The sequence below is a fragment of the Corynebacterium sp. UMB2355A genome, from assembly GCF_033877495.1.
Taxonomy (GTDB): Bacteria; Actinomycetota; Actinomycetes; order Mycobacteriales; family Mycobacteriaceae; genus Corynebacterium; species Corynebacterium pseudogenitalium.
Genome location: NZ_CP138855.1, coordinates 481,504 through 497,660 on the forward strand (window position 1 = coordinate 481,504; position 16,157 = coordinate 497,660).

General features: G+C 59.0%; 17 protein-coding genes, 1 pseudogene and 1 riboswitch. Of the genes and pseudogenes, 4 read left to right on the forward strand and 14 right to left on the reverse strand.

What is annotated here, in order from left to right:
• The 5 genes from ftsL to R0V12_RS02355 all read right to left on the reverse strand — a co-directional run bounded on the left by ftsL (position 1) and on the right by R0V12_RS02355 (position 3,684).
• On the reverse strand, positions 1–708 hold the full coding sequence (gene ftsL, locus R0V12_RS02335) for a cell division protein FtsL (RefSeq protein WP_070362209.1): 708 nt from the start codon (positions 706–708) through the stop codon (positions 1–3).
• A gap of 14 nt (positions 709–722) precedes the next feature.
• Positions 723–1,721, reverse strand: a complete 999-nt coding sequence (gene rsmH, locus R0V12_RS02340; protein WP_320073005.1) for a 16S rRNA (cytosine(1402)-N(4))-methyltransferase RsmH — start codon at positions 1,719–1,721, stop codon at positions 723–725.
• A 202-nt stretch (positions 1,722–1,923) separates the two neighbouring features.
• Positions 1,924–2,358, reverse strand: a complete 435-nt coding sequence (mraZ, locus tag R0V12_RS02345) for a division/cell wall cluster transcriptional repressor MraZ (protein ID WP_070362207.1) — start codon at positions 2,356–2,358, stop codon at positions 1,924–1,926.
• A 399-nt stretch (positions 2,359–2,757) separates the two neighbouring features.
• Positions 2,758–3,153, reverse strand: a complete 396-nt coding sequence (locus R0V12_RS02350) for a DUF3040 domain-containing protein (protein WP_320072744.1) — start codon at positions 3,151–3,153, stop codon at positions 2,758–2,760.
• Between the two features lie 96 nt (positions 3,154–3,249).
• Positions 3,250–3,684, reverse strand: a complete 435-nt coding sequence (locus R0V12_RS02355; protein WP_256005194.1) for an SAV_6107 family HEPN domain-containing protein — start codon at positions 3,682–3,684, stop codon at positions 3,250–3,252.
• Between the two features lie 130 nt (positions 3,685–3,814).
• Here R0V12_RS02355 and R0V12_RS02360 point away from each other — a divergent pair, with 130 nt between their 5' ends.
• From R0V12_RS02360 to R0V12_RS02370, 3 genes are read left to right on the forward strand one after another with little or no spacing between them, the layout of a single operon-like run.
• Positions 3,815–4,387: a GNAT family N-acetyltransferase gene (locus R0V12_RS02360; protein WP_320072745.1), complete on the forward strand. Its 573-nt coding sequence runs from the start codon at positions 3,815–3,817 to the stop codon at positions 4,385–4,387.
• 56 nt (positions 4,388–4,443) lie between these two features.
• Positions 4,444–5,556 (forward strand): polyprenyl synthetase family protein, encoded by a 1,113-nt coding sequence (locus tag R0V12_RS02365; RefSeq protein WP_413774868.1) that lies wholly within the window; start codon positions 4,444–4,446, stop codon positions 5,554–5,556.
• A gap of 2 nt (positions 5,557–5,558) precedes the next feature.
• Entirely contained in the window at positions 5,559–7,031 is a 1,473-nt protein-coding gene (locus tag R0V12_RS02370) for an alpha-(1->6)-mannopyranosyltransferase A (protein ID WP_070478774.1), read from the forward strand.
• Here the strand turns inward: R0V12_RS02370 and R0V12_RS02375 are convergent.
• Entirely contained in the window at positions 7,000–7,362 is a 363-nt protein-coding gene (locus tag R0V12_RS02375) for an Rv2175c family DNA-binding protein (RefSeq protein ID WP_240492798.1), read from the reverse strand. The genes R0V12_RS02370 and R0V12_RS02375 overlap by 32 nt on opposite strands.
• Positions 7,363–7,410: 48 nt before the next feature.
• On the opposite strand from R0V12_RS02375, the pseudogene R0V12_RS02380 reads away from it, so the two are divergent.
• Positions 7,411–8,598: pseudogene (locus tag R0V12_RS02380) on the forward strand (protein kinase domain-containing protein); the annotation flags it as partial.
• Between the two features lie 37 nt (positions 8,599–8,635).
• On the opposite strand, the gene R0V12_RS02385 reads toward R0V12_RS02380, so the two are convergent.
• The 8 genes from R0V12_RS02385 to R0V12_RS02420 form a co-directional block, all read right to left on the reverse strand.
• A complete protein-coding gene (locus R0V12_RS02385) occupies positions 8,636–10,024 on the reverse strand; it encodes a class II 3-deoxy-7-phosphoheptulonate synthase (protein WP_070478771.1) in 1,389 nt (462 codons plus the stop codon).
• An 86-nt stretch (positions 10,025–10,110) separates the two neighbouring features.
• Complete coding sequence (locus tag R0V12_RS02390) at positions 10,111–10,623, reverse strand: polyadenylate-specific 3'-exoribonuclease AS (protein WP_070478769.1); 513 nt, start codon at positions 10,621–10,623, stop codon at positions 10,111–10,113.
• Positions 10,623–10,799, reverse strand: coding sequence for a hypothetical protein (locus R0V12_RS02395; RefSeq protein WP_168156176.1), 177 nt, complete (start codon positions 10,797–10,799; stop codon positions 10,623–10,625). The genes R0V12_RS02390 and R0V12_RS02395 overlap by 1 nt, the downstream gene beginning before the upstream one ends.
• A gap of 13 nt (positions 10,800–10,812) precedes the next feature.
• Positions 10,813–11,553 carry a lysophospholipid acyltransferase family protein gene (locus tag R0V12_RS02400; RefSeq protein ID WP_070362198.1) on the reverse strand — a complete coding sequence of 247 codons (741 nt, stop codon included), beginning with the start codon at positions 11,551–11,553 and terminating at the stop codon, positions 10,813–10,815.
• Complete coding sequence (locus R0V12_RS02405) at positions 11,546–12,517, reverse strand: ROK family protein (protein WP_070362197.1); 972 nt, start codon at positions 12,515–12,517, stop codon at positions 11,546–11,548. Before R0V12_RS02405 ends, R0V12_RS02400 begins: the two co-directional genes overlap by 8 nt.
• An 11-nt stretch (positions 12,518–12,528) precedes the next feature.
• Entirely contained in the window at positions 12,529–13,674 is a 1,146-nt protein-coding gene (locus R0V12_RS02410; protein ID WP_320072746.1) for a glycosyltransferase family 4 protein, read from the reverse strand.
• A gap of 5 nt (positions 13,675–13,679) precedes the next feature.
• The gene (locus tag R0V12_RS02415) at positions 13,680–14,726 is read right to left on the reverse strand and encodes a C40 family peptidase (RefSeq protein ID WP_083290912.1); all 1,047 of its coding nucleotides are present in this window, start codon (positions 14,724–14,726) and stop codon (positions 13,680–13,682) included.
• A gap of 125 nt (positions 14,727–14,851) precedes the next feature.
• On the reverse strand, positions 14,852–15,595 hold the full coding sequence (locus R0V12_RS02420; RefSeq protein WP_070362194.1) for a C40 family peptidase: 744 nt from the start codon (positions 15,593–15,595) through the stop codon (positions 14,852–14,854).
• 12 nt (positions 15,596–15,607) lie between these two features.
• Positions 15,608–15,781, reverse strand: a riboswitch (cyclic di-AMP (ydaO/yuaA leader).
• Positions 15,782–16,157 lie beyond the last annotated feature (376 nt).

The following is a 16,157-nucleotide window of genomic DNA, read 5'->3' on the forward strand; positions in this document are numbered from 1 at the left end:
TTAGAGCGTAGGTGGGACATTCGGCGCATACGGCGCCACGTTGTCCAAACGAGAAGTGCTGCCAAGCACGTTATTGCCAGGAAGCTGCGTCAAAGAATCACCGATTTCGCGAGTTGCTTGCTGGTCACTCGACGCGCGCCCAGATCGTGCGTGAGACTCATTCACGTCCACCACACCGACAGTTGCGTTCGGGTCGAACGGACGCTGCTCATGCACACTGCCATCTTCATGCACCGCAACGATCCCTGGAGCCGATGGAACCAACAGGCCTGCGTCACCTGCACGTTGTGCAATCTCTGCGGATGATTTGCGGTCCTCAAGGTCGCGGGTCAGCGATTCGACACGGTTGGTCAGCTCTCGTTCCTGCGCCTGAAGGCGCTGAATGGTAAACGTTTGCGTCGTCGACAAAGCGCTGAGCCCCATCGCAGCAACAACCCCGAATACCAGCAGTACCACCGTCACTGTGAACGTCAGCGACAACTGTTTCTTAGCGACAGCCGGCTGCGCAATCCTCCTGCCGCGGTAGGACACAATCTGCTTCGACCCCAACCGCCCGTGAGTACGCGGGTGTGGGACGTGTGGCCGAATTCCCGGGTTGAGCAGCCGAGTGTTCGCGCTACGCTGCTGGCCGGAGCGCCGCGTCTGCGGGCGCGCCTGATCACCGCGCGTCAGCGTCATGTTCGATCCGCTGTGCTCTCGTGCTGCCATGATTGATCAGTTCCTTAGTTGCCTTGTGCTAGTTTCTCGACACCACGTACCCGTACGGACGCCGCTCTAGGGTTATGTTCAATTTCAGTTTTCGACGCCTTCTCCGACCCATTTGTGATGGATCGAAACAGCGGCTGCGTACCGGGTAAGTCCATCGGGAGCCCCGGTGGGGTTTTCGACTCCGTGAGTTCCCGAAACGCCGCCTTGACGATTTTGTCTTCCAGCGATTGATAGCTCATGAAGACCGCACGTCCACCAACTCCGAGGAGGTCAGTAATGACGGGGAGGACTTGCTCGACCGCTTCGAGCTCGCGGTTCACTTCAACCCTCAGCGCCTGGAACGTTCGCTTTGCCGGGTGCCCGCCCGACCTACGTGTGGCTGCCGGAATCGTGTCGTACAGCAGCTCCACCAGACGCGCACTCGTTGTGAATGGCTCCTGTTCACGCTGCTGAACAATCGCCCGAGCAATCTTTCCCGCAAAACGCTCGTCTCCGTACGTCTTCAATATGCGTGCCAAGTCACCGTGCGAGTAGGTATTCAGCACGTCAGCGGCAGTGAGCGATTGCGTCGTATCCATCCGCATATCTAGCGGGGCATCGACCTTGTACGCGAAACCGCGTTCTTCCTGATCGAGTTGCATCGAGGAAACGCCAAGGTCAAACAGCGCCCCGGCAACTCCATTTTCGCGAACGATTCCGAAAGGCACTCGCTCGTCAGAAGCAGCAACTTCGCCAATTGCGTCAAAACGGGCTTGCACCGGAACAAAACGGTCGCCGAATGGAGCCAGACGCTCCGTTGCCGCAGCTAACGCGTTTGGGTCGCGGTCGATTCCAATAACGTACGCGTTTGGAAATGTAGAAAGAAAGTACTCAGTGTGGCCGCCTGCGCCGAGGGTGCCGTCGATAATGACTGCGTGATCGCCGAATTGCTCAACTGCTGGTGCGAGCAATTCCGCCATCCGGTTACGCATCACGGGAACGTGGCCACGGTTTGCCACCGGATCAAAGTCCATCGCGACTTCTACCATTGTCGGGCACACTCCCTTCACTGCGTTGTTCTGAAAATTACCTACACCCATGTTTGGGGAGCGTATAGAGCCCTACCCCGGGCGGCTGCTCTGATGTCGGGGAAGTACACCAGAACGCTTCACGCCCGGGATAGAGTCCGTACACGCTCTCCGTCAGTAGTCGATGTCCGCTGTCAGGTAGTCAGCCTTACAGCAGACCGGAGAGTATGTCGTCGTCATCCGCCGCCGAGAAGGCAGCTTCAGTCTCTTCTTGATATTGAGCCCAGGATTGTGCATCCCAGATCTCGAGAAAATCTACAGAACCGATAACCACGCACTCCTTTGAAAGGTTTGCGTATTCTCGGTGCGACGCCGACAACGTGATACGACCAGAACCGTCAAGCGTTTGCTCATCCGCACTGGCAGCCAGATTACGAATGAACGCACGAGCCTTCGGGTTCGTGCGGGATGCTGCAGCAGCCTTTTTGGCTCGCGCTGCGAACTCCGCACGGGGGTAGACCGCCAAAGAGTGATCTTGCCCCTTGGTCACCATCAGCCCGTCCGCGAGGTCCTCTCGGAACTTCGCAGGCAGCGTCAAGCGTCCTTTGTCATCAAGCTTGGGAGTGTAGGTTCCCAGAAACATCGGGCGACCCACCTTCCTCTACGCCGTCAGACACGTGATGTATGTAGTTTTCTCTGCTTCGTGCGACAAAGGTGTGTAGTCAGCACACCACCGCGCCTTCCGCTACGCCCCACTTTAACCCACTGTGCCCCACAAATGCCACACCACACACAAAAAAGATTACCGACTTCAACATAACCGCAGGTCAACGAGCAAGAAAACGGTGGGGCTCCCTCCCCCTTTCGCGCTTCACAATAGCCACAATCACCCCACTAGTCGACTAGATACGCAAAGAAATACCCACAAAAGTCCATCTCCGCATACATGTGTGGGCAAAAGTGGAGACTGTGGGTGAAAGTGGGGCGTTTCGCCCAGGCAATAAAAACGCCCCCAGTAAAGGGGGCGTGGTCCTTCTTTACATTAAGGCCGATCCTCGAACCGGCGTTTAAAGTTCTGCTCCATCGAGCTCACTCGAGGAGACTTCTGCTGGTTCCGGGAAACATTCCGCAACTGCGATACAGATGGGCCATGCGCTGGGGTGCGCAACGCCATGATTCCACCAGCCATCATGACGCCGAACCCGATAACGCTAATGATTACTGTCCAAATGGAAAGCGAGGCAAGCGCAACACCGCCGAGCAACAACACCACTCCAAGTACCAGTAACGCAACGCTGCGCATCGTAATCCGGCCGGTGGACGAAGGAGCCGCATAGTCGGCGTTTCGGCCGACGCTTTGCACAAATGAAGGGTCATCTGCCATGAGCGACTGCTCAATTGCGCGGAGTGCTTGCTGCTCCTGTTCAGAAAGTGACACTGCTCTACTCCCAAGCTCCAAAGCGGACGTTGCTATCCATACAACGGCCATCCTAGCGCCTTTGTTCCCCGGGAGACGAGGGCAAGATTGCCCAGGCTAAGCCGCAACACCATTTCCGGCAGGAAGTGCCTCGAGGTAGAACTGTTCCGCCTGCTCAAGCAACTGCGCAACCCTGTCAGCTGGCGGCATATGCTCAATCCCCGAGGCAACGCGGCCGCGTTCCCGCGAGAACGACTCAAACACATTCGCCCACCGCTCACCACCCTTCCCCGTGAGTGCAAGCTTTTTCCACGCGCTACTTGGCAGCCGCTTTCGCTTCTGGATTACCGGACTATCGGAACACACCGCACCCGCAGTCCGCAGCGCTGCACGGTAGGCATATTCCATAGCCTCGTCGTACGCCCCCTCCTCAAATCGCTCATAGGCATACGTGAGGCAGCCATCGGCGGTTTCAAGAAACTGGTCACGCTTCGATTGACGGACGCGAGCACCGTAAACTTCGTTCGTTGTCGCAGAGATAACGCTGTTCATGTTGATTTCTCCTTCATTTCCCTTTTCGCATTTGAGATGAGTATAGAAAATGGGTCCGACAAATCCCCCAGAACTTCGCTCATTTGTTCGAATATGGCGAAACTTCCCGGACTCATGGTTCGATAAAGGCATGAAGACCGAAATCCGCCGACTCACATCGGCCGAGTACCTTCTTGCAACGCCCACACTCGTCGACCTCTATATAGAGGCCATGGACTACCCGGTCAATGTTCGGGCACAACGCATCTCCTCCTGGCGCCAAGAGGCTCTCTCCCCAGGCTTCACTGCAATCGCGGCAGTTGCTGACGACACGATCATCGGCATTGCATACGGAATGTTGGGACAGCGTGAACGATGGTGGGATCAGCAGCTCAGGCGGGCGCTTGCCATGCAAGGGGGGCCGTCGAAAAGCGAAAAGGAGTTACTCCAAAGCTACTTTGAGGTCGCTGAAATCCATGTGCTCCCTAGCTATCAAGGGAGAGGTATCGGCGCGAGGTTGCTCCGGGAGCTCCTGCGCCTTGCGCCGGCAAAATTTGCCCTACTGTGTACCCCTGAGGTCGAGCACGAGGACAACGGCGCGTTCAAGCTCTACCGCAAATTTGGGTTCTCCGACGTCGCACGTAACTACCTCTACCCCGCTGATCCGCGGCCATTTGCGATTTTTGGGCGATCGCTGCCACTCAGCGCCTCACCAATGTTGTAGGTTTGTCGTGGTAACTCGGTAGTCTCTAGGTGCATACGTCTACGACAGATTCTGGAATGGAGCACAACGTGTCTGAAGTATCCTCACAAGGGCCAACGCTCGAGGCCATCCCCGCACTTGTTGAGGAGCAGCTTCGCGTGTTCTTCGACGGCCAGGAATCGGTAGTCGCGGAAATTGGTGCCCCGGTGGAGGACGCAGTGTCTTACCTGCGCAAGTTTGTCCTCGGTGGAGGCAAGCGGATACGGCCACTCTACGGCTGGGCTGGCTTCATCGGCGCAGGAGGGCTCGACCACAGCCAGGAGAACCCCGACGCAGTGCTGCGCGCAGTGAGCTCGCTCGAGTTCATTCAGGCATGTGCGCTCATCCACGACGACATTATCGACGCCTCCGACACCCGGCGCGGCAACCCAACAGTGCACCGCGCGGTTGAGGCTACGCACCGCAACGAAGGCTACCGTGGTGACGCCGCGTCGTTCGGCGAGCACTCGGCCATTTTGATTGGCGATCTTGCGCTGGTGTGGGCAGAAGACATGTGGCGATACTCGGGGCTCACGAATGATGCCCTCGACCGCGCGGCGAAGCCGTGGGTGGGGATGCGCACTGAGGTGATCGGCGGCCAGCTGCTGGACATCATGTTAGAGGCTAAGGGCAGCGAATCTGTTGAGCTCGCAGACAAGGTGAATCGGTACAAGACCGCTGCGTACACGATTGAACGGCCGCTCCACCTTGGCGCCGCGATTGCCGGCGCGCCGGATGCAACGATCGCCGCGTTCCGTGGTTACGGACGTGATATTGGCATTGCGTACCAGCTCCGCGATGACATCCTTGGGGTCTTCGGTGAACCTGAGGTGACCGGCAAGCCGGCTGGCGACGATATCCGTGAGGGCAAGCGCACCGTCTTGTTCGCCACTGCGCTGGCAAACTTGGATGCGTCCGATCCTGCCGCAGCACGACGCCTTCGCGACGGGATTGGTGTCGCATCATCGCCAGAGGAGCTTTCCGAACTCGCAGGGCTTATTCAAGAAAGTGGCGCCGTCGAGGCAGTAGAGGCGCGCATCGGTCGCCTCACTGAATCAGGCCTGCAGCACCTTTCGGACGCAGGGATTGATGATGCAGTTGCGCAGTTCATGCGTGACTTAGCTATCAAAGCCACGGCTAGGCGTATGTAGCAATGAAGTCTCTTTCGCCGACACGACTAGGGCTGCTGGCAAGTATCTTGGTGGCCCTTGGCTCCTTTGGGGCCGGCGCCACCCGCAACCGTGGCGGCGTGATGCGTATGTTGGGCGTCGACAATTTGACGTACGGGCACGGGCGTGCGCTCATGGACATCACGATGAGCGTCGGCATCGTTTTGTTGTTGCTTGCCTGGCTGTGGCTGTGGCGTACGCGTCCCACCTTCGATACGGTACGGCGCACCACCTGGCTGTGGACCGCACCACTCGCGCTGAGCGCACCGATGCTCTCGCGCGACGTGTACTCCTATCTGATGCAAGGCGCCATGCTTCGCGACGGCTTCGACCCATACTCAGAAGGTGCGGCCGTCAACCCCGGCCCGCTGCTGTGGGAAGTCTCGCACGACTGGCGCAACACCACCACCCCGTACGGTCCGCTGCACCTGGGGTTAGGCAAGCTGATCACACTGGTAACTGGCGATAGTGTAGGCGCCGGCATCGTTGCATATCGGCTCCTAGCGCTGGCGGGTTTCGCGCTGATTATCATCACGGTCCCGAAAATTGCGCAGCAGCTCGGCGGCGACAGTGCATTTGCGCTCTGGATTGGCGCGACGAACCCCTTGATGCTGCTGCATATGGTTGGCGGCATGCACAACGAGGCCGTGATGGTGGGGCTCGTCAGCGTCGGCATCGTGTGGGCACTACGCCGCCCAGCAACCTTCGCCACTTTTAGTGGCGCCATCGCTGTGGTGGCTGTTGCGGTCTCGCTCAAGGCCACGGCTGCCGTGGCGATGCCTTTCATCGTGTGGCTGATGGTTGCCCATTTCGCGGGTGCATCAGCATCTGTGCTTAAGAAGTGCGGCGTGTTCATCCTTGCCACGGCTTGGTCTATCGCGCTGACAGGCGGGGTGCTTTATGTTGTCACCGCGGCGTCTGGAGCGTCGTGGGGCTGGCTGGCTGAGATCTCCGGCAACTCGAAGGTGATCAACCCGTTGGCAGGGCCCACGCTGGTCACCGAGATACTCACTCCCGGGTTCCAACTTTTCGACGACCACTTCTACTACAACAGCCTGCTCGTTGTCGTGCGCACGGCCGCTTCCATCCTGATGTTGGTGGCGTTAGCCGTTGTGTGGTGGTGGTTCCGCCCGAAACCGGGTGCAGCGAACGACGTGCGCGCTGTCCAGGGCACGACCGCCGCGTACGTCGCCGCGTTCATCACGAATGCGGTCACGCTCCCCTGGTACTACGCGTCGATTTTGGCACTCGTGGGAACTTTCCGGGCACCGCGGTGGGTGCAACAGGTCGCCGTGGGTGCGAGCGTGATCATCGTGCTGGCGTTTACAGGCGGCGGTAACCACCGCTTTTACGATGCCTGGTTCCTCGTCGCGGCACCGTTCGTGGCCTTTGCAGCAGTGCTTGCGGTGTGGCCGTTCAAGCAGGCTAAAACGCCATCGCCTGTGCTCGGCGAATAACTTCGCGGGCACCATGGCCGTGCAGCGCGTCGATTGGACGGCCGCTCAGTGATTCATCGGGGGTGAATAGGTACTGGAGCGACTCTTCGGGGGAAAAGCCGCCGTCCGCAAGCACGGTGATTGCACCGCTGATGAACTTTGACATTTCGCCGTCCGCCAGCAGGAGCGCAGGAATGTAATTCACGCCGTCCTTGCGGTAAACGAGGAGCTTGTCGGCGTGAACATAGTCGTGGATTTTTGTGACTGGAACGCCGAGTGTTTCCGCAACTTCGGGGAAGGTCAGCAGTTCATCGTGTTCGAGCAAAGAATCAATAGTCTGTTGAGCACTCACGACCGACAGTTTACGCGTCGAGAGCACGTTTGGGCCATACTGGAGTGCATGGCACAGCTCGCAGTAGGAGACACGCTGGACAACCGGTACATCATCGATCGCCCCATCGCACGCGGTGGCATGGCGACGGTGTACCGCTGCGTCGATACGCGTTTAGGCCGTGAAGTTGCCGCCAAGGTGATGCACGAGTCCTATGTGCATGACAGCGTGTTTCGTGAGAGGTTTCGTCGAGAAGCTCGGGCGATGGCCCAGCTTTCCCACCCCAACCTGGTCAACGTGTACGACTTCGCTGCCCAAGGCGAACCCACGAACCAAGTATTTTTAATCATGGAGCTCATCACCGGTGGAACACTGCGTGAGCTGCTCGCCGAGCGCGGTCCCATGCCGCCGCACGCCGCCGCCGAGGTAATGCGGGCTGTGCTCACTGGCCTCGCGGTCGCGCACCAAAAAGGAATGGTGCACCGCGATATCAAACCGGACAATATCCTGATTAACAGCGATCACAGTGTCAAGCTTGCGGACTTCGGCCTTGTGCGTGCGGTCTCAGACATCACGCATTCCACCGACCAGATCGTAGGTACGGTCGCCTACCTCTCCCCCGAGCAAGTGGACGGTTCACCGATCACGCAGGCCTCCGACGTCTATTCCGCAGGCATCGTGCTCTTTGAGCTACTCACCGGCCAGCAGCCCTTCAACGGCGATACCCCCATCGCGCACGCCTTCGCACGGCTACATGATGTGGTGCCCGCGCCCAGCTCTCGGATCGGAGGCGTACCAAAGCTTTTCGACGAACTCGTGGCCACCGCCACCGCGACCGACCCCCACGACCGCTTCCATGACGCATCGGAGTTCCTCGCTGCGCTCAACGACGTAGCGGACGCGCTTGAGCTACCACCCTACGCGGTACCCGTACCAAGGCATTCCGCAGCGAATCGTGCCGCAGCTCACCCCACGCAGTTTCGCCTCCGGCCGAATTCAACAGATGATTCCCCGAGAACACGTGTGGATGCGCCGACAGTCCAGCCCCCGGCGCCTGCACCGCCACCACCACAGGTACCAGCCCCGGCTCCACCGCAAGCCCCGCTTTCCCCGGCGCGACCTCGCAAGCCGGTGAGCAACCGCTCGGGAATCGGCCTGGCAGTTTTCCTAGTGTTCAGCGCAATCTGCACAGGCTTGGTTGCGGTGGGCGGCTGGTGGCTCGGGTCCGGCATGTACGGCGAGATTCCGCAGATCCTCCTACCGATGCCCTAAGGCGCCACCGCCGCGCGCAATCTTAGTAGCGCAACATCTCCGCTACGAGGAAGGCCAACTCGAGTGCCTGCTCAGTGTTCAAGCGCGGGTCGCAGGCAGATTCGTAGCGGCCTGGCAGGTCAACGTCAGTGATGTCCTGCGCACCGCCGAGGCACTCGGTGACCGCCTCGCCGGTCAGCTCAATGTGGATGCCACCCGGGTGCGTGCCCAACTGACGGTGCACCTCGAAGAAGCCCTGGACCTCATCCAGAATCTTGTCAAAGTGCCTGGTCTTGTAACCATTTGACGCCGTAAACGTGTTGCCGTGCATCGGGTCGCTTTGCCAAATCACCTTATGGCGAGATGCCTCGACGGCGTTGACGATGCCTGGCAACACTTCGCGAATCTTGTCGTGCCCCATCCGGATCACCATCGTCAAACGGCCAGGCTCGAAATTCGGGTCGAGCTTATCCGCGTACGCCACGGCTTCTTCCGGAGTGGTCGTCGGCCCCAACTTGATGCCGATCGGGTTATCGATCATCGCGGCGAAGTTCACATGGAAGTCATCGAGATCGCGGGTGCGCTCGCCGATCCACAGCTGATGCGCGGACAGGTCATACAGCCGCGTCTCCCCCTGATCGTCTTCGGCGAGGCGCAGCATTGCGCGCTCGTAGTCCACAAGCAGAGCTTCGTGGGAGGCGTAAATCTCCGAGGTCCGGAGGTGTTCGTCGCTCACGCCACAAGCATCCATGAACGCAAGCGAGCGCGAAATCTCACGGCCGAGCGCCTCGTAGCGTGCACCCGCCGGAGAGTTGGTCACAAACTCGCGGTTCCAAGTGTTGATGTTGTGCAGGTCCGCGGTACCGGACGCAGTAAGTGCACGAACCAGGTTCATAGCCGCAGACGCATTTGCGTACGCGCGGACCATGCGAGCGGGATCATGGCGACGCGCCTCCGGAGTCGGTTCGACGCCATTGACGATGTCACCGCGGTAATTCGGCAAGCCGTTGCCGTCGAGATCGGATGAACGTGGCTTTGCGTACTGTCCGGCGATACGCCCGAGCTTCACTACGGGCATCGACGCGCCGTACGTCAACACTGCCGCCATCTGCAGGAGTGTACGCACGTTCGCGCGGATATGAGGCTCTGTGTTGGACTCAAATGTCTCCGCGCAGTCACCACCCTGAAGCAAAAACGCTTCACTGTTAGCGACCTTCGCCATTTTCTGCTTGAGTTCTTCAACCTCTGGGGCAAGAACTACCGGCGGTACAGATTCGAGAATCTTCCGCACATACTCAGCCTCATGACGGTCCCAGCTCGGCTGCTGCTTCGCGTCACGCGACAACGCGTCCTGGAACTGTGCATTGAGGTCTCCCGGGAGCGGTGGCAAATCGGGGAGAACTTCTTTGGGGATATCTACTGTCCAACTCACACTTAATGTTTAGCACGAAGCTGCGACGAATACCACAACTTTGCGGCGCGAATACCTGCACAGACTCAAAGTGTGAAACGCGCGTCTCACGATCTAGACGCGCGGCCAAGCCGGTCAAGCGGCAAATACTCCGCGCATACGCGGTACTTCTTCAAGTTATGGCGCGCATCTACCAATGCATCGTGGTTCCCGCGCGGCACCTGTGGCAGCCTCGGCCGCCCCGCCATTTCCCAGTACTGCTTCAGCTCTCGAGTAAAGCGCGGAAGGTTCTTCGGCAACCCGGTCATGTCACCCCACAGCTGCGCCAGCACAACGTGATCGTACGCCCCCACCCATGCCCAAAGCTCCGGGGCGGAGCGGGGCGTCGTCAAGAACTCGTAGACCTCACTGCGGATCTGCTCCCGCGACTTCCATGCGGGGTGACCAGCACCGGGCAGTTTATCCAAGACATTGTCGCGCACCCACTGGTTCGCACGCGCGGCGTCAAACTCATTGGACACCGCGTAGTATTCACGGCCGTCCTCCGCGACGATGCCGATGGAGACTAGCTCAATGGTCGAGCCGTCTTCGATGAACTCTGTGTCGTAAAAGTAACGCACTAGTTCGCCTCACCCTCCGGGCCCTCAGGTTTGCGTGGCCAAAACATCACCGCTGCAACGAACAGTACGAGTAGCGGCGAAATCACATTCCTGGCTATCTCAAGATCACTCGTGACGAGATACGCTCCCACCGCGCAGCACACGAGCACAATACGAGTAACGAGGTCCCGGTCCATCAAACGTCCTTACTTAATCCTCTTCGGGCTCGGCGCCCTCAGGGTAGCGCCCCGTCTCTTCCAGATGCTTTTTGACGTCCGAAGCATACACATCCACGTACGGGTACCCGGACAACGCAGACATCTTATGCATCACGAAGTCCGTAAACGGACGCATCACCTCCCGCGAGTGCGGATCAAATCCGTGCTCCGTCGCCCAAGCGTGCGGGTCAATAGGTTCGCTGAGCTTGATGCGGACCTTCGCCGGGCGCGGAAGTACCGACCCGATCGGGTTCGCCTCGCGGGTGCCAATCATGGCCACCAAGATCACCGGCGCTCCCGTGTCCATCGCGACACGAGCCATACCGGTGCGCCCCTTGTAGATGCGACCATCCGGTGAACGCGTGCCTTCCGGGTAGATACCGAACACGTCGTTGCGATCAACAATCACCTCGCGCGCAGCCTGCTGCAGGTTCGCGCCCGCATTCGAATCACCGCGATGCACAGGGATCTGACCAACAGCGGTAAAGAAAAACCGCTTGAACCTGCCCCTCAAGCCAGGTTGCGTAAAGTACTCGCTCTTCGCCGGAAACGTGATTTGCCGACGCAGCATCAGCGGCAGATAGAACGAATCCATCACCGCTTGGTGGTTCGAGACAAGAATGACGCCGCCTTCGTCCGGCACATGCTCCGCGCCTTCAATCGTGGGACGGTTCCACACGAGCAGCGCTGGACCTAGCAACGCTTTAAACGCCGAATACCACTTGTTATGCACGGTGTCTCCCTGCTAGATCCTCACGAGCCAAGTCTGCGACACCGATCATACCTGCCTGCGGGCCCAGCTCTGCGCATAGAATCTCCGGAACAGGGCGGTACCCGGAGCCAACCATGTTACGACGCAACGAATCCTTGGCATCTTCCATAAAGAGGTCTGCGTCGGCGCTCACGCCACCGCCAAGAACCACCAGGCCCGGATCCATAACGTCAGCCACTATCGACAAACCACGGCCCAGCCACTCCGCAAAACTCGCAAGCGCCTTCACGCCAAGCTCATCGCCCTCGCGTGCAGCCTCCATCACGTCATGGCCCGTCGCCCGCTTATCGACGACTTTCCGGTACAAACCGCACTTCTTAAAACCGCCGTGCGCTGCGACCTCCAAAGCACAGTCCACCAACGACGTGCCCGAGGCGTACCGCTCCAAGCAGCCCTGCTTACCGCAGGAACACACGCGCCCATCTGGCACAACAGTCAAGTGCCCGAACTCGGGGGCAGTGCCGAACGATCCGCGGTAAATCTTGCCATCAATCATCAGCGTTGCGCCGATACCGGTACCGACGGCAAAGAACACCCAGATATCCGCATCCTTTGCTGCGCCAAATCGGTATTCACCCCAGGCTGCCGCGTTCGCGTCGTGCTCAAGGCGGACTGGTAGCCCCAGAGCCTCCTCAAGCTGCGCCCGAACCGGCTGGTCGTTGCGCCACGGCAAATGCGGGGCGAACCGCACGATCTCGCAGTCCGGGTCAAGAAAACCGGCGATAGCCAAGCCGACAGCATCAACCACGTACTCCCGCTGCAGCTGCCGCACCATATCGACGATGACGTCGATAAGCTCATCACCAGTCTGCGGAGTACCAGTAGATATCGATGCAACGATGCGCCCAGAGTCATCAACCACTGCTGCGCGAGTATTCGTCCCGCCAATATCAAAACCGACAGTCAGCTTGGATTCAGTAGACATACATGACCATGCTAGTCGCCGAGAGCCTGAGAAAATAATAATTTCTCACACCGCTCCCCCAACACCTGCCACGAAAACTCCCGCTGCACATGGCGTCGACCCGCCTCCGCCATCGATTCCCGCAGCAGGGGATCACGCAGCAGACGCACCAACGCCGCGACAAGTGCATCATCATTCTTATCGACGACCACTCCGCTGTGGTCCGTCACCGTTTCCGGCGCACCGCCCGAATCACCAGCGACCACCGGCACCTCACACGCCTGGGCCTCGAGAAACACAATCCCGAGACCCTCAACGTCGAGGCCTCCGCCGCGGGTACGAACCGGCATCGCGAACACGTCTGCAGCCGCAACGATTCGACACAGGTCATCGTCGCTGACCCGCCCGGTGAACCTGACACCGTCGACGCCCTCCGCCATCGCGTGAAGCCGACGGGCATACGGCCCCTCCCCAACAATCACCAATTGTGCACCCGGCACCTGCTCGCGCACCCTAGGCAGGACGCGGATCAACCGGTCTTGCCCTTTGCGTTTCACCAGACGCGACGCACACACAATCAGCGGAGACTCCGCGCCGATTCGGAACGAAGCTCTGGTCTCCAACTTCTCCTGCTGCGTTGCGGGCGCGTAGCGGGACGTCGATACGCCTGAGGGAAGCGCAACGAACTGAGGATTCGGACCAAATGCTTCCTTGAATCGCCCCAGTGTGTACTCCGAAATGTACGTGATTACATCGGCACTACCGCCAATCGTTCGCAGCAGTCGACGACCAACGCGAAACATTGACCACCCGACCTCATGGCCATGCGTCGTCGCCACAACCCGCGAAGCACCCGCACGCTTCGCAGCACCCCCCATCGCTCCAAGAGGAGCTGCAGCACCAAACCACACCGTATCGACGTGCTGTTCCCTGATAATTCGCTGCATCATCCTCCGGACAGCAGGAGTAGGCAACATTACTGGAAAGGGCCAGCGAATAATCGTGTACGGCTGTTCCGCATCCCATGCGAGAGCAGCCGCCTTATCCTGCATCGAGGCAAACACAATGATGCTCTGCGCCCCCCGACGGTGAACGACTTCCTGCACATAGTCCCGCAAGTACGACTGAATCCCACCGACAGTCGGTGGGAAATCATTCGTCACCAATAAAACAGTCATGGTGCCTAATAACGGACAGCGCCCTGGACCGGCATCGAATTCAACGGGACAACCTGAACCGGAATACCGTAGTCAGAGGCATGCACAACCATGCCGTCGCCGATATACATGCCAACGTGCGTCACTCCCGGGTAATAACCGACAATGTCACCTGGCTGCAGGTCCCCCATGCTCACCGGCATGCCACCAGCAAGCTGAGCCTGCGAGGTACGCGGGATCGCCTTACCGTTCTGCCCGTAAGCCCACACCATGAGCCCAGAGCAGTCGAACGCCGACGGCCCCGTCGCGCCCCAGCCATAAGGCTTGCCAACCTGCGCGAGCGCGGCACCGACAACCCCATCCCCCACCGGAGGCAACGAGCCAGCATCAACGGGGTGCAGACGTCCCTCCCACAACGAACGCGCCTCCGGCGACAAATTATCGACGCGCGCCTCAATCTCCTCAATCTGTCCCTGCAGCGCCTCGCGCTCACGCTCGAGCTTCGAACGCTTTGAATCAAGGTCATTGCGGAGATACTGCGCTTCCGCAAGGGCTACGTTTGCAGCATTCGCCTTCGTTGCCGCGTCCTGGGCAGCGCCTTCGTACTCGCGGAGCACACTTTGCTGCTTGCGGGACAGCGAATCCAGGTACGCAGCACGGTCAATAGCAGTCTGGGGACTACCAGAGTCCAGCGTTGTAAGGATCACATCGGCCTGGACGTTGCGGTACCGGGACGCAGCGAGGCGGTCTACTTCCCTTTGGAGATCATCACGAGCGATTTTCGCAGCTTGGACTTGGGTACGTGCATCCGCCGCCTCAGACTGCAGGCGCTCAAGTTCCTCCGACTTCGCGGCAATATCATCCTCAACGCCCTTGAGCTCTTCTACCTTTGCGGTGACCTCATGCGAAAGCTCATCAACCTGATGAATCAGTTCCTCGACATCATCCGCTACTGCGGACGGAGCAGCAACGCTACTGCCCACAACGACAGAGAGCGATGCACCCAGCGCCACGCGCTTCCCCCAGGAACGCCCATTTGCAACATGACGCGCATGTAAAGAGTGTTTAGCCACTTAAAGCCCCTTCGCTGGCAAGAAAAACTATCACCAATATAGCGAGAGGGGCTTAAAGTTACAATCCTGTAATTCTTCTGCCGACCCCCACCACAATCGTTTGGATCGGCCGATAAATACCGTGCTTAGAAGCGCACAGCGGAGTGCACTGGCATCATGTGCAGCGGACGCTCAGCGACCGGAGCGTTGGTGTTCAGTGCATCAATGATAGTGCCGTTGCCGGTGTAGATACCAACGTGGGAAGCGCCACCGTAGTAAGCCACGATGTCACCAGGCTGAAGCTGATCAAGCGGAACCGGAGTACCCGCAGCCGCCTGCGCCTGCGAGGTACGAGGGATGGACTTACCAGCCTGCGCATATACCCAGGAGGTGAAACCGGAGCAGTCGAACACGTTCGGGCCTGCAGCGCCGTATACGTATGCAGCACCAATCTTTGTACGTGCAATATCGACCAGGCGCTGACCTGCGGAGACCTGCGGCGCTGGAGCAACTGCCGGCGCAGCAACGTTTGCGGAGTATGCCTTCGCGACTGGCGCCTTGAACTGAGCCTCGACGTTTGCCAGCCATGCACCAAACGAAGGTACGTTGTTAACGCCAGGAACCGCACGAACCTGTGCAATTGCCGTAGGGACATCAGCATTGGACTTCTGACCTGCCAGGGATGGGATCCAAGCCTCGATGCCAGGAATCGCAGCGATGCCCGGCACGTTCTCAATACCTGGAACCTGAACAGCTACCGGCGAGTTCGGGACGCGAACCTCAGCCGCCTCTGCAGAGATTGGCGAGAGCAGCGAGGCACCTGCAGCTGCTGCGGTCACTACCGCGACGTTACGTGCAGTGCTGTGTGCCTGACGACGGTGCTTAGCCATAATTGTAAAACTCCATATCTTCTCTTTTGCCGACCGAGTTAGCTGACGGGTTGGGCTAGAGAACCAGCCTTACGACTTCCACGGAAAACTCCGCTCTCGTTCGCATTCACCCCAGAGGGAAAATCCTGCTTGGGTCCCCGGCTTCCCGAAGCCACTAAGGCTCAGGGAATTAGGCGCTATATGTACTTACTGTTTGCTTTCAACGGCTGTTGCTGCAATGTCTCGATTAGGTTACGAAACGGAAACATCTTTGTCCAACGACACGGCCGTTATCGTTCCGTTATTTTTCCCTTCCCTCATTCCGCGCGAATTTTCCTGAGAACTACAAGCAGAGCGCCACAACGTACCAAACCAAACAAACGACTTCCTACCTGCACTTTTACCAGCCTTCCCCACCTGTGCCCAGAGCGCCAATTTGGTAAGAATGCACTAAATCACTCTTATGTGACATTACTCACTTCCGCTGTGTAACGCTTCCATAACGCTTCGAAATGGCTTCAAATTCCTCCGCCTTCAGACGTGAAGCGGTGAGCCATTGCTCCGCATTTATACCAAGTGCCGT